Raw genomic sequence first — 18,042 nt, 5'->3', positions numbered from 1 at the left:
TGCATTGAACTGTTTTCTCACTCAATGAAATGATAGGATGGTATCTATAAACGAACAAATACTAATTATAATAGAAAGGATCAAAAAAATGAACTTTACATTATCGCCCGCTATTAAACAGCTTTGCCCTTCTTTTAAAATGGGAATCATTCAGTATAAAAATATTGAAGTTGGTGATTCTCCTCAAATGCTAAAAGGACGTCTGCGCCTCTTTCAAGAATCCATTTATTTCGACCTTGAGTCAAAAAAAGTAACAGAATTCGAAGGTGTTAGCGAGTGGAGAAAGCTTTTCAAAACATTTGGAACTGATCCAAGTAAATATCGTCCTTCTATAGAAGCTTTAATTAGAAGAATAGGAAAACAAACGTATTTGCCTTCTATCAATTCTGCTGTGGACATTAATAACTTTTTTTCATTGCAATATGAAGTCCCAATTGGAATTTATGATTCCTCTAATTTAGAAGGCCCTATCGAATTTACTATCGGTAAAAAAGAAGAATCTTATGAAGCTCTAAATGAACGTAATATTTCTTTAGAAAATAAAATCATTTCAAAAGATGCCCTAGGAGCTTTCGGAAGCCCTTATGTCGATTCTAACCGAGCGTACGTAACTGAAAAGACAACACAAGCTGTACAGTTCATTTATTTAAAACCTTCACTTTCAGAAGAACAGGCTTATAAACTAACTAAATCCCTAAGTGACATGTTCATTCAAATTCACGGCGGCGAAGCAACCTATCAAGTCATTAACTGATGTACGTAAATATAGCGTCTATCTTGAAAAGATAGACGCTATATTTACGCTAAAAATAAAAAACGCAACATCTCAGCTTTGAAAGCGAGACACTGCGTTGTGATAACAATATGTATGGAGCGGGTGATGAGAATCGAACTCACGACATCAGCTTGGAAGGCTGAGGTTTTACCACTAAACTACACCCGCAAATATTATCAAAATTTGTCGACCGATAAGTAAAAATAAAAACAGGAATCATCCTGTCAAGTAAAGCTAAAGTACCGATGGTCGGGGTCGAACCGACACTCCCGAAGGAACACGATTTTGAGTCCCGAAAACAACTCGAATCTTATTTAGATCTTTACCTTCAACGTTTGTCGAACTTTGTTGTTTTTTCGGTTAACACGATTACCTTTATTATTATGCCTTGTTCCTTTGGAAAAGTCAACCCTATTTATGATTTATTTTGAGTGTTTTTGATTAAATCTTATTGAATTTGGCTTGTCCCAATTTCTTATACTTTTTTATAAGCTCCTTTTCATAGCTCCTTGCATCTTCTTCTCGATCAAACTCTCCTACAAACTTATATTCGATTTTACCATCCTTCATTAATTGCTTATGTTCCGAGTTTCTTCTATTAGTATATCTTCTGCACCGATACCAAACTCCACTGCCTACATATATTATTTCGTTATTTAATAAATGTAAATAGACAGTGTATTTATTTATTTTTCTCAATTCATTTGGATTGAGATTGTGCTTCTTAATAAGCTGTATTATCTTTTGAAATGTAATCCCATAAATTTTCGCAATGTCTTGATTTGTCATCTTATTCGATAAATGTTCGATAAGATCTCCCCTTGTAGGCAACATAAAAAATCAACCTCCTAGATCTTTTATATCTGGAAGATTGATTTTGTAAATGAAATTTTATTATTTTTTAAGTTAAGTTGGAGAACTGAAGAGCTAGAGAGTTAGCTGCTTTCTCTCCTGCTTTCTCCCCTTCTTTCTCTCCTTCTTTCTTTTCTTCTTTCTCTTCTTCTTTCTCTTCTTCTTCACTTGATGGAATATTTAAATACTCTTTCATATTCTCTAAAGAGAGTAAACCAAATTTGTCCTTAGCTTTTTCTATTTTCTGTTCAAGATAGACTAAATATTCTAATTTAATAGATGGCGTTGATACAAAATTTATATCAATTTTCTCCCCTACTTTTTTCCAACCTGGTAATGCATTTTTCTTTGCAAAAACTTGTTGAGTATAAATAATGAGTCCCATCTTTTGCATACAATATTCAATAGTGTCTTCATTAAAGACAAAATCCACATCTAGCTCAGAAAAGTATGAGCCCTGAAGCTTTTCCGTTGATAAATATATATCTTGTCCATTATGTTGTTTTAGCAATTCAAAAGTATCTCTTAGAACACTTTCTTGACTATAATTCGTTACTAAATATTTCACCAAAAAACCTGTTACAGGATACTTAGATAACTCGATACTTTTTAAGATAGATTGTAAAATAAGATATATTATAGCTTTTTCAACATTGGAATTTTCCCTTGGTTGCAAACTTACTCCATTGGACCATGAAGGCTGGACTTTTGAATTAGTTTTTTCTTTTTGATTAATAAGCCTTTTTATAGAATATGCAGTATGGCTAATTAGGTTTATATCTCCTTGCTCTACTGAATTCAATAGTAAATGCTTATAAATCCGCAACCCGCCAATATTTGAAGCATCTTTTTGAATCTCTCTCTTAGAAAATTGTTGCAGAAATTCTAAACCTGTTCGAAACAATACAGGTTCGTCTGAATCTAAATACATAATTAATTCATGTAAAATGGTATGAAATTCTTTTTGTAAATCGCCAAATTGATCTGATGGCTCAAATCTAAAAAATATTTGTATGCATCTTGATATTTCTGAATGACGATTATGATCGTGTAGTGATTTTATCAACGCTACATGCTGTATTAGCAAGGATTTATGTAAGCTTTTATAAGCTTCATTGGATGCAGTATACAGTAATTGAGAAGGTACCTTAATTTTTGAAGGCCTTTGTAAATAATTATCTATTAATTTCTGACTAACACCTTGAAAAAACAAAATAGCAAACTTTTCAAGTGACTTGAAAGATTCGTTATATACTTCCATCATATTTTTCTCAACACAAACAATTAATGTTTGATAATAGGTTTCAATAGATGCAATCAAATATTCATATAAGCCTTTTCTAAATTTAAAACCTCTATTTAAAATCATAGATCGAATTATAGCTTTATTAATATTAGACATAGAGTGTCCAAGCAGTGTTCTGATATCGATACTGTTAAGCATCTTCCTCAATGTATTTACTCCATAAAATACACTTATAAAGGTAATAGTAAACCATATAGAAAGTCTCACAACATTTTGTGTATCATGATAAAAAATCTCCATATGTTCTTTATTAAACGGGATAGCAAATATCTTACCATAGATTGTATCAAAAAGAATGAGTGCTAAACCTATTATGAACCCCATATTTCCTGACGCTAAATTACTACTAATAGCTACAGCTTTTCTTTCTCTATAAGCAAAGAAATAAATAGTAAGAGAGATAGACCAGAAAATTGCTAAAACATTAGATGCTACATCAATTACTCCTATAGTATATGAAGGATACTTTCTTATTGCATTAACAATATTTAAGTCTATTTGCATAAACCATTCATTAATATATTTTAAATTATGTACAACAAACTTTGTATTTGGAATGGTTAAATATAAAATATAAAACAATCCTATAAAAATTACAGGACTAATAAGTGTTGCCCAAAAATTATATTTTCCTACACGATAAATCAATTCTTTTTTCCAAATAGAAATTGTTGAGATAAACTTAGCTAACAAAATTCTAACTTTTTTATAATAAGTACTTAGAATAAAAGCAGTAACTACAACAATTAGACCTAGTATCAACTCTTAAATTCCCCCAAAAAAACAAGGCGCAATTAGTTAGCGCCTTGCAATAATCCCTGATAATAATCACGCATATCGTCTACTTCAATAATTTCGTTCATTCCTCTTCCCCAAGCGTTTATCCATGGAGCCTCTTGATGTGTAAGAGTTTCTAAATACTTACCATCATGTTTTCCGTACAGCCTCCATACTCCTTCTAAAACATCTGAGTCCTGTTCATTGATTTGGAAATTCAATCTATCTACAGGTGGAATTTCTTGAAATCCGAAATCACGATATTCGCGATAAAGTTCTCTAGAAACTGGACCATGTAACCATGCTTCTAGTTCACTGTCAATTAAGCGTTCACCGTATATGGCCATGCTCCATGCTTGAGCATAATATACAAGCTTCTGTAATTTTAGATGTGTAATAGAAAATTCTTTACCTTCTAAACTTCTATTTCTAAAATATAGAGCTACTTGATTAAGTTCCATCATACATATCCCTCCTTTTAATTTTGAAGGAAACATTGTTTTAATATTGTATTTATTCGACAAAAAGACAGAAAAATCCTGCTTTATAAGCAAAAAATAAAAAATTAAAATAGTTAACATTTCTTATTATAACTAAGATTAGGTAATTTTGTATAAAAATTTTTAAATTTTTATAGCTCTTTATACTTCTTTAATACTAAGAACATAAGGAATTTAGAACAAAAACTATTGATAATTTTTATATTATTGACAAGCTACAAAGAAATTATTTAGTCTAGAACTTAAAATTTCACTTTAAACTTATAATATTCTATTCACTATAATTTTATTTGTTCCTCAATTATTAATGCTTCCTCAGTTGCTAAAACTAATTTTTTATTTTTACTTTGGATACCCTTATTTTTCATGTGAACAATATAATTTTTATAAGATAATTCTACGATATTATTTTCCATAGTGAATAATATAAACAGAACAGGATCTAAGAATTCAGGATTACTAATTAAAATCCTTATAGCTTGCTCTTTACTAAACTTCTTTTCTTTTGCCATGTTTAAAAAATCCTCTATTTTTTTAGAAGTTTCAGGATACAGCTTATTTAATACTTTCATATTACATATCCCCTTTTAGTAACTCATCAATAAACAAATCATCACCATTAGAGCTGAAATGATTAATATTATTACTTACTGTTTCAATTAGGGCTTGTCTCGAGCTAGGGTCTAACTGCAGATTCTTTAACTGATTGCTTAATGTAGTAATCAGGGTATTTCTTTGTTGTAACATTGAATTAGGAATAATTTTAGTTGCTCCCTCTCGTGTCAATAGAGTTTGTTGAAGACCATCTTTAGCAATAATTTTCTCAGCTTCATTGAGCAAATCAAAAGTATTGGCCAATGAAATCAAAGTGAATTTATCAATACCCACAAGATGGACTGCGCCTAGTTCAGCTAATTGTCCAACGATTAATTTATAAATTTCTTCATTTCTTAAAAATAAAGAAGATGGAATTTCATTTAAATTAGATTGTGGCAGGGCATTTTTAAATTCTACTGCCTTTTCCTCTTTTTGCTTGGCTCGTGTGACATTACTGTCATTATGAGTCCCTGCAATCTTATGTTTACGTGCCATTTTTATACTCCTTTCAATTTGAAATTACGACATGGACCTTGCATTACGGTAAAGATGGTAAAAGAATTCCTCCCCCTGTATTCCCCAAGCTGTCATCACTTTTATTCAGAGGGATAGCCGGTACCTTTTCAATTTTTTCATAATAGAAAAATAAAAGACGACTGAAATTGTTCACTCTTCCTTATTTCTTAAGCTTTATCATAAATATTTGAGAACTATCTATCATTAACACTACTTACAAGACCTGCGTCCTTAGAAACTCCTTGGAAACCTCAATATTATTCATTGTGTCACAGTTCTTAATTGGTATATGATATAAAAGAAAGGAGACATTAAATGGAAAATATATTTGGTAGCAACCTTCGCTTTGACGCAATAGAGTATTTAAATAAAAAACACTACATAAAAGGTTATTGTAAAGGTTTTAACCTGAATAAGATTGATGAAAATTTAAACGGAATCTATATTCTTTATGCTAAAGAGGAAGATGGTTCTGAATACGTTTTATACGTAGGAGAATCTATTAAAATGAAAGGTCGTCTCACTACTCACCTGCGAAATTATGAGGGACTAATTAGTAAAGTATGGGCCCTTACTTTTTCAAAAAAAACGACCAAGACAGAACGGACCTATATGGAGAAATTCATTATTAATCTTCTTCAGCCTAGACTAAATACAACAAATACAAAAAAAGATTTTTTTGAATCACAAATTGTATTAGAATACACTGGCATTGATGAAGACAATTATGAAGAATATTCACTCAAAGAATTAGAAAGTAAATAGTAAGAAAACGCAGAACCTGTGATAGACCTGCGTTTTCTGTGCATATATACCTACTGTAAAGCAGTAGGTTTATTTAGTTAAATGAGTATTGATTCTTACCTTCTTCCTAAGACATTGCGAACAAAGCCTAGACTTACAGGTGCGATGTTGTAATGTCGTAAAACACGATTAGTATTGTTTTGAATGATGGTTAGACTTGAATCTCTAGAAGAGAAGTAGTAAACCAATGACTCTGCAATCATGAATCGATAGCTTGAAGGGCGGAATTGATGGCGAATCTTTTCTAATGGTTCGATATATTCCATGCAATCTATATAATTGTTCATTGTGTATCACCTCCTTTACTGTTCTTTTAGGCTATGGAATAAAAGCCTTCTATGTATAAAAGGAGAGCCAAACGCTCTCCAATATTGTGAAATATTTCACATAAAAACTTAAATTAAGACACTGTTAATTTAACTACAGCTTGTGGATTTACTACTGCTCCATCTGCGTAAAAATCAAATAGGAACATTTTTGCGCCTTTCAGAGCCATTGTAGTATCATTGATTTCTTGTAATTTTGCTTCCTGCTTGATCATCACGTTGTAAGCTTCTGTAATGTTACCGAAGATTACAGGAGTTGAAGCAGGCAATGCATCAGTTACATCAACTGGTAGTCCAAAAAGTGTATATTGAACTGCCCCGTTCACCACGCCCATTTGTAGGTAGAAGTGACCATCATTGTCTTTTAATTTAGCAATAGTATTAAAGAATTCACGAGACATAGTAAATGAAGATCCATTTAAGAAGTCAGGATGAATTGTAAGGTATAAAGTTTGTAAATCATCAAGAAGAACTGCCCCCGTTCCTGTACTTAGGACTGCTTGAATATCAGCATCATTGATAATACCAGCAAACTCAGTGTTACCAGTGCCGACTAGAATTGATTTTTCAATGGCTTTACCTGTTCGACGTGCTAAAAGTGAGCCTACATAATCTTGAATATTTACCGCGCTATCATTGATAAGTTGATTTGAAAGAGATACAGCTGCACCAACTCGTTTTTGTTTTAGGTCAACATATTCAAAACCAATTTGACCTTCTGTTAATGCTTCTCCTTCCCCTACAAATCCTGCTACTACACCATCATTTTCACGAGTAACACGAAGTGTTCCAGCTACTGATTGAAGTTTACGTGCTTTAGCAAATACGGGAGATGTTTCTTCCATTTTCAAGATAATTTCATCATGCACATTTTGAGGAATAATTGCTCCTGCTTGTGCTGTCATTTGTAGTGAACGAGTTTCACCTTTTAAAATTTGTTCAAATTCATTGTTACGTTTTTCTGTAATTTCCATCATGTTGTTTCTCTCCTCTTTATTATTCGAATATTCTGAAATTTCTTTAGGCACCGAAATGTTTTCGATTATGTCAATTCCTCGTGCCGATATTGAACTGCTCATATACGCAGGATTGCGAACTGCGGATACTTCAAAAAGTTCTAATTCATGGATTGTACGAATTGCGATACCTTCAACCTTTTGCCATGATTCCTTGAGTGCTCTAAAGCCAAATGACATTGATTGAACGATTCCGTCAGATATTAAAACATGCCAATCCTTTCCGTAAGATGTAGGACTAATACGAGCTTCCATATATAATCCTTCTGCATCTTCCTTTAGAGTCAAACTGTCATTTCTTGTAGAAGCTAAAACAGTTTTACTATCATGCTCTGCAAGAAAATCTACATCTCTCGACTTATTACGAATTGCTTTAGCAAATGCGCCTGGTGCAATCTTCTCTTTAAATCTGGTAGTGCTGCCTAACATTTCTGATAGAGTATTTGTTTTGTTAACGTAGCCTTTGACAAGTAGATCACCATCACTTGTTAACTGTGTTTGGCTTTGTCGAAGTTCCATCTTCATTAGTTGTACTTCCTCCTTGATGAATGGTTTGTCCTTGATTTAGAATTGTTAACTCTCCTGTTTCTGCATCTTTAATAACTGAACCAAGAGAAAGAAAATAATAATCTCGTTCAAGTCGTTTCATATCAAGTTTGGCTCTTGCTTCATTTGCTGAAATTAGACTCTTGTCAAACAGTTTGATAGTTGTATCAACTAACTGCTCTTGGGTAGTTCGAAGAACTTCCGAAGTATCAAATCTAAAGTAGAAACCACTGTTCTTTTCATAGATTTCTAATAGATTGTGATTTAACGTAGATTCAATGAGAGTAATTAAAGGAGTGATTGTGTATTGTAAAAACGACAGGTTATTTTGCTCTAAACTGTTGTATTTGTTGGCTTCTGAATTGATAAGTGATTCGGGAAGGTTAAATAAACGGGCAATTGATGAAAGGGTTTGTTTCGAAGATTCATTTAGTTGGAGTTCATCAGGCTTCATTGAAATTGCTTGGTAGTCCATACCTTCTTCTAAAATAAGTGTTTTACCAGCTTTAGAGGGACCACCATATATGTTCTCCCAACTATTTCTTAAGCTATTGATTGCATTTTCCGTTAGCCTTGAAGCAGTTTTAAGAACGCCTAATGGAAGGGCACCGTTTGTCATAACGTTCGTGGAGTAATTTAGCTCATTTAAAGCTTTTTGAAGAATAGTGCTGCCATCAACTAAGACACCTTCTGTTCCAGTAGAAAATTCAATTACTTGATCCCCTGAAAGCTCAATAGTTTTTTGGCCATTATAAGTGAATACTTTTTGAGCAACTGTAATTCCGTCACTGCTAAAGATTCTTTGAGTAATCTTGCTTGCTTCTAGATAATGAAATTCATTACTCTGCTTAAACAAATAGGCTCGTCCATATAGAAGTAAGTCTTTAACTAATAATTTTTTAATTTTGGTTGCTGAATCGTACTTATTGGCTGTTTCATTTAATAAAGAAACTCGTGGATCATCAATTTCATTAATATCTCCGTTTCTTAATTCTTCATAGAGATATACAGGTAATGAACTGATTGTTGAGGAAATAAGCTCAACAGAAGCTTTTACAGCAGGAATTTGCATTGCAGAAATTTCATCTACTGAGTAAGATCGCGCAGTTGAATAAATCGCAGTCGGATAATTTTCAGCAGGCTGATTTTTCTTATTGCTGAAAAATCTAAATGGTGCCATTGGGGATTCTTCCTTTCTATGGAGTTAAATTTTTATAGGATTGTTTTTTAAAACAAATGAGGACAAAATAAAAAACGCACCACATAAGTGGTACGCTTCTGGACTAGAGGACGAGAACCGACGCATGGATGTATGCTTGTTCTGTCTTTGTGTTTAGGTTCATGGAGGATGAACTTATGAATGAAAAACTATTAACTTAACTACAAGTTAGAAGGACCATCCGAAGATGGGGATCATAGATAGAATAAAGTCTTTTGGAGGAAAGACCGATGTTCTTCTGACTACATGTTATGTGAAAAGAAATGAAGGAGATAGCGAACTCCTTCACTCTAATAACTCAATGTTTACTTAAACAACTAATAACAAAAAAATATAAGCCTTATAAAAGACCTCTACATATATTACGTAATACAACTACCGGACATTTCATCTTTTTTAGCCACTTTTTTTAAAAACTTTTATTTTTTTTCTCGCTAATAAATTCCTCGTACGTATTTACTGAAACAAAATAATATTGTCCCCGAAAAAGTTTGCCAGAAGTTAAATATCTATAAACAGTCTTATCTGTAATCCATATATCTTCATTTCTTATAAGCCATCTACGAACAAGATTTTTAGCCTCTACTCGTGCAATGATATTGAAATCTTTGTCCAAGATATAAACTGGTTGGCAATGTTCATAAGGTAACGGCATTCTTGTAATACCATTAAAGGCATACTGGCGATCATAGTTCCAATTATGTGATACCTTGCTTTGTTGTTGCCTTGCTTTTTCTATTTCAACTACTTGATCTTTTACTTGGTCAGGAAGTGGATGATATCCATATTTTTTAAAAACTAACTCTTCTACTTCGGCTTCTTTTTTTTCTGCTTTTATTTTTTCTATTTTTTTTCTTTCTTCTTCACTTATTTCTATGTTTTTCGTAGGTTTCATAACTCTGCTGTAATCTATCATTTGTATATATACCTCCATATATTTTTGTTTTTATATCTGTTTATTAAAAACACAGATGAACTTAATTCATTCATCTTGAAAAAGGTTTAATTCTTTGGCTGCATGTTCTAGAAATGGCCCAAAATAGGCTTTAGCTTCATTATTTAGCCTTTTATGTGTCACTTTTCTGAGGATTCCATATTCCGACTCTGTATTAGCAGAAGCAATTGCTTTACATATTTCAACTTGTTTCATATCAGGTTCTATAACAGACACTTTTCTAAGATCAATCTGTCTAAAAAAGGCTCTACTCCAGTAGTCCTCAACATACTCTGATTGTTTTTGGCTAATAGATTCCCAAGACCAATCTTCTCTATTAACTAGATAATGGTCATACCCATAATCAACTAATAAATCCATTTCTTTAAACTTATTGATATATCTATGAATCTCTTGTTTATCTTCACCAATACATAGAGCCAATTCAGAAGGCATGTTTATTTCGATCTTATAAAGTACAATCATTATTTTAAGCGCTTTCATTTTGTTTCTTAGAGGAATTTTTTCATGACAAAAATGAGATAGCATAGATTCAAATGTATCCTCTAAAGAATTTTTTATTGCTTCACTCTTGTAAGAATTAATTGTATAAACCTTCTTTTTCTTATCTCTTGACCATTCATAGTTCTTCAAATGTCTTTGTTCAGTAATTTTTCTTTTGGATTTTAAGGTAGATACACCAATATTTAATGCGTGACTTAATTCTTCATCGGTGTAAGTTTTTAATTCAATCATATTACTAAGAGCTCCCTGGCATAGTATTATAGTTTTTTAAACCAAGCTTGACATAATATATATATAAAATAGTGTCAACAATGGTTTAAAACCTACAATATATTTATATCTTGCTTACAGAAAACGTAAATTGAATTAGAAATTAAATTACAAAAGCCGGCGCTGTCGCACCGTCTACTCGAAAGCTAAAGCTTTCTCGTTGTGTTTTATTTATTTTTTTATTTAATGAATAATTAATTATTTAATTAAGAATATAAAGACCTATATATCGTAGGCATCCATGAAGACAAATGTTAGAATTCCTACGACCACATCTAACAAACTCTGATTCAGTTCTTCTCCAATGTTGATTAATGAAGTTAATTCTTCAAGGCTCAAACATTAAAAGCCATTACAAACGGGTAGACGCTAATATCATATGCAAGATAATAATAAGGTTGGTTATTATCGTATGAATATTAAACCCATCGACCAGACTTTGGTTGTTGCAACAGCTCTGGTGAACTTTGGAGTTTGCTTCTGGTTAAACTCTCAGCTTCTAAATACCGTTATATTTAATTGTCTATTGTATTTATATCTGGAACACGTAAAACGTAAATTACAAAAAGAATTTTATTAATATCTTCAAAGAAAAAAGAAGAGCTCATTAGCTCTCCTGAAATATTTCTTCATAACTCTTACCCTCGTAACTCTTAAAATTTCCATTTTCATCTTCAGAACCAATATACTTTACTCTCTCATATCCAAATTGAGGTAATCTCAATTCATACTTAAAATATTTAAAAATAAATTCTTCGTACTCAAGCCACTTATCATCACTTTCTGTTTTAAAGTATGCTTCCCCTGTTCGCTTCCCATTATCAATACACTGGGAATGAAATAATAACTGCAACTCAACTAACGAATTAACCTTTACTTTATAGACATCTCCAGCCGGTTCAAATCGATACTCATAACTTTTCATCAAAAATTCCATTAATACAACCTCCAGTAGTTTGTTAGTACACTTTCGTTATATCGGAACGTATGTTCGGTGTAAAGTTAAAATGTGTCTAAAATGTGAACTATCAAAAATAACCGAGAAAAAGCTGCCCAACCTGTCTCATTTTCTTATGCAAAAAAGTCGGGAAATAATGAGAAATAATGCCCTAAAAACACTGATATATCAACGATGTATAAACCAATGCATATTCCATAAAAAACAGGCATCCTAAAACGCTTATATATCAACGTTTTAAAGGATGCCTTGCTTCCTAGAAGCTCGATTATGTAAACTGCTTTTGAATATTGTATTCAATGTTTGTATATTTACTTTAACTTTATTTTTCAAAGATTTTGCTTATTTTATAGAATTAATTAGACAGTATAACAAATGACCTGTTTTCTCCAGCAAATCTCTTATTGAAAAACTTTCGGACCTTCAACCTTCAACTTTCCAGTATGTATAACTTTAAATTTAAACTTATTATCTTTATCTGACTTTAATTCAATAAATTGAAAGCTAGGGCTAATAACTTTTGTATTTAAATTAACAGGTTCTATTATCAGCATATTTTTATAATTGTTAACTACAACGTATTTCTCGTTATTTGCTTTTTCTAAAATAATATATTTTTCTTTAGTTATAGCTTCGTGTTCTCCCATTTTGTTAGCCATATTAACAGCCATAATAAAAATGGCAACTATAGAAATTAGTCGATGGTGATTCCTCGTATACCAACAAAGCCAAACAGCTAATATACAGAAAGACATTACCGTCCAATACTCTTGATTGTATGTTAAAAAATCCCAATCTAAATATCTATAAAGACACATTATAATTAACATGAACGGACTTATAACCTTAAGTACCATCACAGTTATTATCTCTATACTTTCAATAAAAGAATTGTTCAAAATAGTTTGTCGGAGAACGTAAGCTGCAATTACAAAAAGTACCACACTAAAAGTATGAGAAACTATATTTTGGAAACTAAAATCTAAAAAGCGATCTGGAACATCATAATATGCATTAAAACGACTAGAGTTTACATAATATAAAACATAGCCTAAAAAAGTACCTAAACTTATAAACACTCCAAAATCAGAGTTAATAAATTTGTCTTTAAAAAAATTCATTTAATTTCCTCTTTATCTAAATATTCTTCGATGTCAGTTTCTCTGGCTGACTTGCTACCTAATTTGCATTTAATAATTTAGTGGTCTGTTTAAACTAATTAGAATAATTTTTTACTTTTAACTTACCTGTATGCATACGTTCCCATTCTATTTCTTTTCCTTTTTCAGATTTAGTTTCCACTACTTGGAACTTAGGCATTATAAGCTTCTTCTTTAACTTAACTGGCGCAATTATAAACTTTTCTTTAGAAATATCGAGAACAGCATATGTTTTATCTTTTCCTTGTTTTATAATCCAATAATCTTCGGATTCTTGAGTATTGGACCTTCCTAGTACAAATGATGAAGCTAATAAAAGAAGTATTATAAGGGTAATTGGATATAGATACTTCTTTAAATAGATACTCAGAGAAATTAATAACCCTGTGATAAATGGAGAAACTCCCATTACGAATGTTTTTTCAACAGAAAAATCCCAAGCCCATCTTAGAGCAATAATAAAACCTATATATAAGACTACAATTCCCCAAAAAATAAAAGGGAAGTATTTATTTCCAGTTTTTTCTTCACCTGGTTTATTAAAAGAAACTACAATCATTACAAGATAAAAAGCTATAATGACAGTAACAACAGCCAAAACTGATGTTACAGTTAAAGCTCTTATATCTAAGTCAATAAAATCAATTGGAAGATTATAAACACTATAAACCCCCCAATAATAACAGAAATACAAGCCATAACTGCAAATTGCTGAAAATGTTAATAAGAATGCTAAATCAATAGTAGAAATTAAATCTTTAATAATTTTCACTGAAAGACCTCTTTATCTAAATATTTTTTGCCACCAATTTTTCTTCTTTTCTTCTTTTTGTTCTTCCAAAGAAGCTGCCAGCATTTTTTATCTTTATTGCATACTTTAAATTACATATTAACCCCCCTTTGTTAAAAAGTCCTAAAATTATAATAGATATTAAAATGAAATTTTTCAATATTAATTTAATCATTTATACTATAAGCTTTTATTGTCTATAAAGTTGGTTTAAGACAATAAATATCATCGATATAAAATTATGTTTACTCTTTATTAAAGTGCTTTAAAATGAATTCTGGAGCCTCTAGAAGCCATTTAATGATTAAACTGTTTAAGCTCAAAAGATAATCCTTTTAATTCAGTTTGAAGTTTTAACTTTTCAATTTCAAAGTCTTCATCACTCATCTTTATTTCTTTAGGTTGACTCTCTCCTTCTCTATGTAACCAATCTGGTATCATTTCTTTTCTAATAACCGTTTTATTCTTAATATGTGAATTTTTCTTAGAAGGTTTCCAATTCGTCAAACGATATTTGAGTACAGCTTTATATTGTGCTGGTGTTTTAGTAATTAAAGTCTCATCATTTAAAATATCGTTTTTTATCTCTTCAAAAGGTCTATCTGAATATTTTTTACTTAGTTCCTTATCAATAATTTCTCGAGCATCACTACTACTAATTATATTTTTAATTATTTTATTTTTATCTTTTAGTTTTAGTAGTTCATTGTGAGCTACCTCGTAGTTCATATTAGGCTGCGCTCGTAGTTCATCTTGAGCTCGCTCATTTTGACCTAGTTCATTTTGAACTACCTCATTATAGTCATTTAATATATAGATTGAAGTATGGCCCGGTCGATTTTTTATTTCTAACAACTTTAATTTTTGAAGTTCTTTTAATATTCTTTTCACAGTTGAAATAGAACAGCAAACTGCTTTTGCAATTGTTTCATGAGAAGGGAAAATTGAAGAGCATTTCTTTAAAGAATATAGGTAAAGATAGCACAGCTTTTCGTTAGCATTATTAAATATTGTTTCTTCTTGAAGAAGCTCATTTGTAATGACTGTAAATGGTTGTCTTGTATTATTTATAAAGTTTTCCATGCTGTATCTCCTTTTGACACACCAAAAGAAGACATGCTAAGATTATTTTATAGCAGAGGTCTTAACTTTTGCTTATTGTTTACTAAGAGATGGTAGAGCGACCAAACTCAAATACCATCTCTTATTTAATTATAATATTCATCTAAATATTCGTACAATTATATTTTCAATCCTTTTAAAGCACCATGCAGTTTATGTTTCGCCTCTAAATCTTCTCCCCACATATTAACGTATCGCTTTGTAACGGTAATATCTGAATGCCCCAGCAAGTGCATTAAAGAAAAAGCATCCACTCCTGCAAGTATCATTCTTTTTGCCATAGTATGTCTAAACGTATGAGGGCTCACCCTCTTATTTATATTTGCTTCGTTTCCATACTTAGTAAATCTTTTTTGAATGCTATGAGGTTGTAATTCAAGATTATCTTGACTAATAAACAATCGGTTGATTCCTTCTATATGTCCTCTTATTTGTATATATCTTCTCAGCTGTTCTTGAGTTACTTCAGAAAGATAAACTGTTCTTTCAAATAGATTTTTAGTCTTTTTTATTATAATTTTATTTCCAGTAACGTCTTCAACTTCAATACCTACCAACTCTGATAGTCTAATTCCTGTATCAAGGAAAACGAGTAACATTACTTCATCTCTAAAGGAAACAAACGTCTGCTGTCGCCTTATTGTTTTTATTAATAACTCTATTTCTTTATTATCTAAAGTCTCAATATTTTTTTGTCTATCTCTCAGCAATTTAATATTTTTCATTGGGTTCTTATCAATAAGTTTATTTTTAAACAAAAAATTATAAAATGAACGAAGTGCACGCAATCGAGTATTAATAGTGGTGATCTTAATAGATTGTTTACTCATTAGAATAAAGTCTTCAATATCTTTGTGATTACATTCCACAAGTTCTTTATCGATACGCCTTCTAAATGCTTGAAATTCGTTCTTATAATATTCAATAGTAGCAGGTCTTAAATTTCTTAGATAACAGTCTCTAAAGAACTTTTCAAATGCTTCTTCATCGTTTACTTTCTTTTTAATAATGTTTAACTCTTTTTCATTTAACTCTCCACGTCTACTCATAAAAACCTCCTATACACACGATTCGGTGCACACGATTTTGGTTTAGTTTTGTCGTGTTAAGAAAAACACAAAAAAGACTTCAACGTATTTGTTGAAGTCTTGTCATTATAAGATTCAAGTAAAGCTAAAGTACCGATGGTCGGGGTCGAACCGACACTCCCGAAGGAACACGATTTTGAGTCGTGCGCGTCTGCCAATTCCGCCACATCGGCAAAATAAAAAAGGCAAGTTAAAATTATAAATGGTGCCGAGGGCCGGACTTGAACCGGCACGGTAGTCACCTACCGCAGGATTTTAAGTCCTGTGTGTCTGCCAATTCCACCACCCCGGCAGCTTGTAAATAAATGGAGGCGGCAACCGGATTTGAACCGGTGATAAAGGTTTTGCAGACCTCTGCCTTACCACTTGGCTATGCCGCCATTTACTCAAGACTAAATAACTTTATTAAAATTGGAGCGGAAGACGAGGTTCGAACTCGCGACCCCCACCTTGGCAAGGTGGTGTTCTACCACTGAACTACTTCCGCAAATATGGCTGGGCTAGCTGGATTCGAACCAACGCATGACGGAATCAAAATCCGTTGCCTTACCGCTTGGCGATAGCCCAATATTGAAATATGCATATCGTTTATAAATGGGGCGACTGATGGGAATCGAACCCACGAATGCCGGAACCACAATCCGGTGCGTTAACCACTTCGCCACAATCGCCACGTATATATGCAATGTTATTTTTATAATTGGCAGGGGCAGTAGGAATCGAACCCACACTGACGGTTTTGGAGACCGTAGTTCTACCTTTAAACTATGCCCCTGTAAATGGTGGAGGGGGGCAGATTCGAACTGCCGAACCCGAAGGAGCGGATTTACAGTCCGCCGCGTTTAGCCACTTCGCTACCCCTCCACAATAATTGTGGTGCCGGCAAGAGGACTTGAACCCCCAACCTACTGATTACAAGTCAGTTGCTCTACCAGTTGAGCTACACCGGCATTTTAAAAACAAATGTTTTTAAAATGGTGGCTCGGGACGGAATCGAACCGCCGACACAAGGATTTTCAGTCCTTTGCTCTACCAACTGAGCTACCGAGCCTTATTAAATTTAAAATGGCGGTCCCGACGGGAATCGAACCCGCGATCTCCTGCGTGACAGGCAGGCATGTTAACCGCTACACCACGGGACCACTTTGGTTGCGGGGACAGGATTTGAACCTGCGACCTTCGGGTTATGAGCCCGACGAGCTACCGAACTGCTCCACCCCGCGATGATAATAGATAATATATGGTGGAGGATGACGGGATCGAACCGCCGACCCCCTGCTTGTAAGGCAGGTGCTCTCCCAGCTGAGCTAATCCTCCACTATTATGTAGATAAAAATAAATGGTGACCCGTACGGGATTCGAACCCGTGTTACCGCCGTGAAAGGGCGGTGTCTTAACCGCTTGACCAACGGGCCACTGTGCTAATTAAATAAAAATGGCGGAGAGCAAGGGATTTGAACCCTTGAGACAGCGTTAACCGCCTACACGATTTCCAATCGTGCTCCTTCGGCCACTCGGACAGCTCTCCAAATGGCTCCACAGGTAGGACTCGAACCTACGACCGATCGGTTAACAGCCGATAGCTCTACCACTGAGCTACTGTGGAATAATAACAGCCTGGCAACGTCCTACTCTCACAGGGACAAAGTCCCAACTACCATTGGCGCTAAAGAGCTTAACTTCCGTGTTCGGTATGGGAACGGGTGTGACCTCTTCGCTATCGTCACCAGACATATTATATTATACATGATTCGATAAAGAAAGCAAGACTTTTTTAAAAAGTCTTGTTCTCTCAAAACTAGGTAACAGTTTGCTGAGTAAAGCTTACGCTTTTAAAGTTTGGTTAAGTCCTCGATCGATTAGTATCAGTCAGCTACACATGTCGCCACGCTTCCACCTCTGACCTATCAACCTGATCATCTTTCAGGGATCTTACTAGCTTACGCTATGGGAAATCTCAT

17 protein-coding genes, 17 tRNA genes and 2 rRNA genes are annotated in these 18,042 nt (G+C 33.0%); 2 read left to right on the top strand and 34 right to left on the bottom strand.

Features of this window, described 5'->3' with window-relative positions:
* Positions 1 to 88 precede the first annotated feature (88 nt).
* Positions 89 to 754, top strand: a complete 666-nt coding sequence (locus MMB69_RS26015; protein ID WP_029325270.1) for a B3/B4 domain-containing protein — start codon at positions 89 to 91, stop codon at positions 752 to 754.
* A 115-nt stretch (positions 755 to 869) separates the two neighbouring features.
* Here MMB69_RS26015 and MMB69_RS26010 read toward each other — a convergent pair.
* From MMB69_RS26010 to MMB69_RS25985, 6 genes are all read right to left on the bottom strand, one after another.
* Positions 870 to 943: transfer RNA gene (locus MMB69_RS26010), tRNA-Gly, on the bottom strand.
* A gap of 273 nt (positions 944 to 1,216) precedes the next feature.
* On the bottom strand, positions 1,217 to 1,609 hold the full coding sequence (locus tag MMB69_RS26005; RefSeq protein ID WP_277448679.1) for a hypothetical protein: 393 nt from the start codon (positions 1,607 to 1,609) through the stop codon (positions 1,217 to 1,219).
* Positions 1,610 to 1,676: 67 nt separating this feature from the next.
* Entirely contained in the window at positions 1,677 to 3,695 is a 2,019-nt protein-coding gene (locus MMB69_RS26000; protein WP_277448678.1) for a hypothetical protein, read from the bottom strand.
* A gap of 32 nt (positions 3,696 to 3,727) precedes the next feature.
* Positions 3,728 to 4,174 carry a Panacea domain-containing protein gene (locus MMB69_RS25995; protein ID WP_277448677.1) on the bottom strand — a complete coding sequence of 149 codons (447 nt, stop codon included), beginning with the start codon at positions 4,172 to 4,174 and terminating at the stop codon, positions 3,728 to 3,730.
* 314 nt (positions 4,175 to 4,488) lie between these two features.
* Complete coding sequence (locus tag MMB69_RS25990) at positions 4,489 to 4,782, bottom strand: hypothetical protein (RefSeq protein WP_277448676.1); 294 nt, start codon at positions 4,780 to 4,782, stop codon at positions 4,489 to 4,491.
* Between the two features lies 1 nt (position 4,783).
* Positions 4,784 to 5,302 carry a P27 family phage terminase small subunit gene (locus MMB69_RS25985; protein ID WP_277448675.1) on the bottom strand — a complete coding sequence of 173 codons (519 nt, stop codon included), beginning with the start codon at positions 5,300 to 5,302 and terminating at the stop codon, positions 4,784 to 4,786.
* Positions 5,303 to 5,638: 336 nt separating this feature from the next.
* On the opposite strand from MMB69_RS25985, the gene MMB69_RS25980 reads away from it, so the two are divergent.
* Entirely contained in the window at positions 5,639 to 6,088 is a 450-nt protein-coding gene (locus tag MMB69_RS25980) for a GIY-YIG nuclease family protein (RefSeq protein WP_277448674.1), read from the top strand.
* Positions 6,089 to 6,183: 95 nt separating this feature from the next.
* On the opposite strand, the gene MMB69_RS25975 is transcribed toward MMB69_RS25980, so the two are convergent.
* From MMB69_RS25975 to MMB69_RS25840, 28 genes are all read right to left on the bottom strand, one after another.
* Positions 6,184 to 6,414, bottom strand: a complete 231-nt coding sequence (locus MMB69_RS25975) for a hypothetical protein (RefSeq protein ID WP_277448673.1) — start codon at positions 6,412 to 6,414, stop codon at positions 6,184 to 6,186.
* Positions 6,415 to 6,527: 113 nt separating this feature from the next.
* Positions 6,528 to 7,994: a phage major capsid protein gene (locus tag MMB69_RS25970; RefSeq protein ID WP_277448672.1), complete on the bottom strand. Its 1,467-nt coding sequence runs from the start codon at positions 7,992 to 7,994 to the stop codon at positions 6,528 to 6,530.
* Complete coding sequence (locus MMB69_RS25965) at positions 7,951 to 9,195, bottom strand: phage portal protein (protein ID WP_277448671.1); 1,245 nt, start codon at positions 9,193 to 9,195, stop codon at positions 7,951 to 7,953. The genes MMB69_RS25970 and MMB69_RS25965 overlap by 44 nt, the downstream gene beginning before the upstream one ends.
* Before the next feature lie 448 nt (positions 9,196 to 9,643).
* Positions 9,644 to 10,150, bottom strand: a complete 507-nt coding sequence (locus MMB69_RS25960) for a hypothetical protein (protein WP_277448670.1) — start codon at positions 10,148 to 10,150, stop codon at positions 9,644 to 9,646.
* A gap of 66 nt (positions 10,151 to 10,216) precedes the next feature.
* Positions 10,217 to 10,924, bottom strand: a complete 708-nt coding sequence (locus tag MMB69_RS25955) for a hypothetical protein (RefSeq protein WP_277448669.1) — start codon at positions 10,922 to 10,924, stop codon at positions 10,217 to 10,219.
* 646 nt (positions 10,925 to 11,570) lie between these two features.
* Complete coding sequence (locus tag MMB69_RS25950) at positions 11,571 to 11,900, bottom strand: hypothetical protein (RefSeq protein WP_277448668.1); 330 nt, start codon at positions 11,898 to 11,900, stop codon at positions 11,571 to 11,573.
* A 422-nt stretch (positions 11,901 to 12,322) separates the two neighbouring features.
* The gene (locus MMB69_RS25945; RefSeq protein WP_277448667.1) at positions 12,323 to 13,042 is read right to left on the bottom strand and encodes a hypothetical protein; all 720 of its coding nucleotides are present in this window, start codon (positions 13,040 to 13,042) and stop codon (positions 12,323 to 12,325) included.
* Between the two features lie 94 nt (positions 13,043 to 13,136).
* Positions 13,137 to 13,853 carry a hypothetical protein gene (locus tag MMB69_RS25940; protein WP_277448666.1) on the bottom strand — a complete coding sequence of 239 codons (717 nt, stop codon included), beginning with the start codon at positions 13,851 to 13,853 and terminating at the stop codon, positions 13,137 to 13,139.
* Positions 13,854 to 14,168: 315 nt separating this feature from the next.
* Positions 14,169 to 14,954, bottom strand: coding sequence for a helix-turn-helix domain-containing protein (locus MMB69_RS25935; protein WP_277448665.1), 786 nt, complete (start codon positions 14,952 to 14,954; stop codon positions 14,169 to 14,171).
* 158 nt (positions 14,955 to 15,112) lie between these two features.
* Entirely contained in the window at positions 15,113 to 16,042 is a 930-nt protein-coding gene (locus tag MMB69_RS25930; RefSeq protein ID WP_277448664.1) for a tyrosine-type recombinase/integrase, read from the bottom strand.
* Positions 16,043 to 16,172: 130 nt separating this feature from the next.
* Positions 16,173 to 16,254, bottom strand: a tRNA-Leu gene (locus MMB69_RS25925).
* A gap of 30 nt (positions 16,255 to 16,284) precedes the next feature.
* A tRNA-Leu gene (locus tag MMB69_RS25920) sits at positions 16,285 to 16,373 on the bottom strand.
* Positions 16,374 to 16,387: 14 nt separating this feature from the next.
* Positions 16,388 to 16,461, bottom strand: a tRNA-Cys gene (locus tag MMB69_RS25915).
* 32 nt (positions 16,462 to 16,493) lie between these two features.
* Positions 16,494 to 16,568 (bottom strand) — tRNA-Gly (locus MMB69_RS25910).
* Between the two features lie 5 nt (positions 16,569 to 16,573).
* Positions 16,574 to 16,648: transfer RNA gene (locus MMB69_RS25905), tRNA-Gln, on the bottom strand.
* Positions 16,649 to 16,676: 28 nt separating this feature from the next.
* Positions 16,677 to 16,752: transfer RNA gene (locus MMB69_RS25900), tRNA-His, on the bottom strand.
* Between the two features lie 30 nt (positions 16,753 to 16,782).
* Positions 16,783 to 16,856, bottom strand: a tRNA-Trp gene (locus MMB69_RS25895).
* Positions 16,857 to 16,861: 5 nt separating this feature from the next.
* Positions 16,862 to 16,945: transfer RNA gene (locus MMB69_RS25890), tRNA-Tyr, on the bottom strand.
* Between the two features lie 10 nt (positions 16,946 to 16,955).
* Positions 16,956 to 17,031: transfer RNA gene (locus MMB69_RS25885), tRNA-Thr, on the bottom strand.
* A 25-nt stretch (positions 17,032 to 17,056) separates the two neighbouring features.
* Positions 17,057 to 17,132: transfer RNA gene (locus MMB69_RS25880), tRNA-Phe, on the bottom strand.
* 15 nt (positions 17,133 to 17,147) lie between these two features.
* Positions 17,148 to 17,223, bottom strand: a tRNA-Asp gene (locus MMB69_RS25875).
* A 4-nt stretch (positions 17,224 to 17,227) separates the two neighbouring features.
* A tRNA-Met gene (locus tag MMB69_RS25870) sits at positions 17,228 to 17,304 on the bottom strand.
* 18 nt (positions 17,305 to 17,322) lie between these two features.
* Positions 17,323 to 17,398, bottom strand: a tRNA-Val gene (locus tag MMB69_RS25865).
* A gap of 23 nt (positions 17,399 to 17,421) precedes the next feature.
* Positions 17,422 to 17,496 (bottom strand) — tRNA-Glu (locus tag MMB69_RS25860).
* Positions 17,497 to 17,517: 21 nt separating this feature from the next.
* A tRNA-Ser gene (locus tag MMB69_RS25855) sits at positions 17,518 to 17,609 on the bottom strand.
* 3 nt (positions 17,610 to 17,612) lie between these two features.
* Positions 17,613 to 17,687: transfer RNA gene (locus tag MMB69_RS25850), tRNA-Asn, on the bottom strand.
* Positions 17,688 to 17,696: 9 nt separating this feature from the next.
* Positions 17,697 to 17,812 (bottom strand): 5S ribosomal RNA (gene rrf / locus MMB69_RS25845).
* A gap of 108 nt (positions 17,813 to 17,920) precedes the next feature.
* Positions 17,921 to 18,042: ribosomal RNA gene (locus MMB69_RS25840) — 23S ribosomal RNA — on the bottom strand; the annotation flags it as partial.

The sequence above is a fragment of the Priestia sp. P5 genome, assembly GCF_029522155.1.
Lineage (GTDB): Bacteria > Bacillota > Bacilli > Bacillales > Bacillaceae_H > Priestia > Priestia megaterium_E.
The sequence above is the reverse complement of the archived record's forward strand: the minus strand, read 5'-3'. Positions and strand labels throughout refer to the sequence as shown.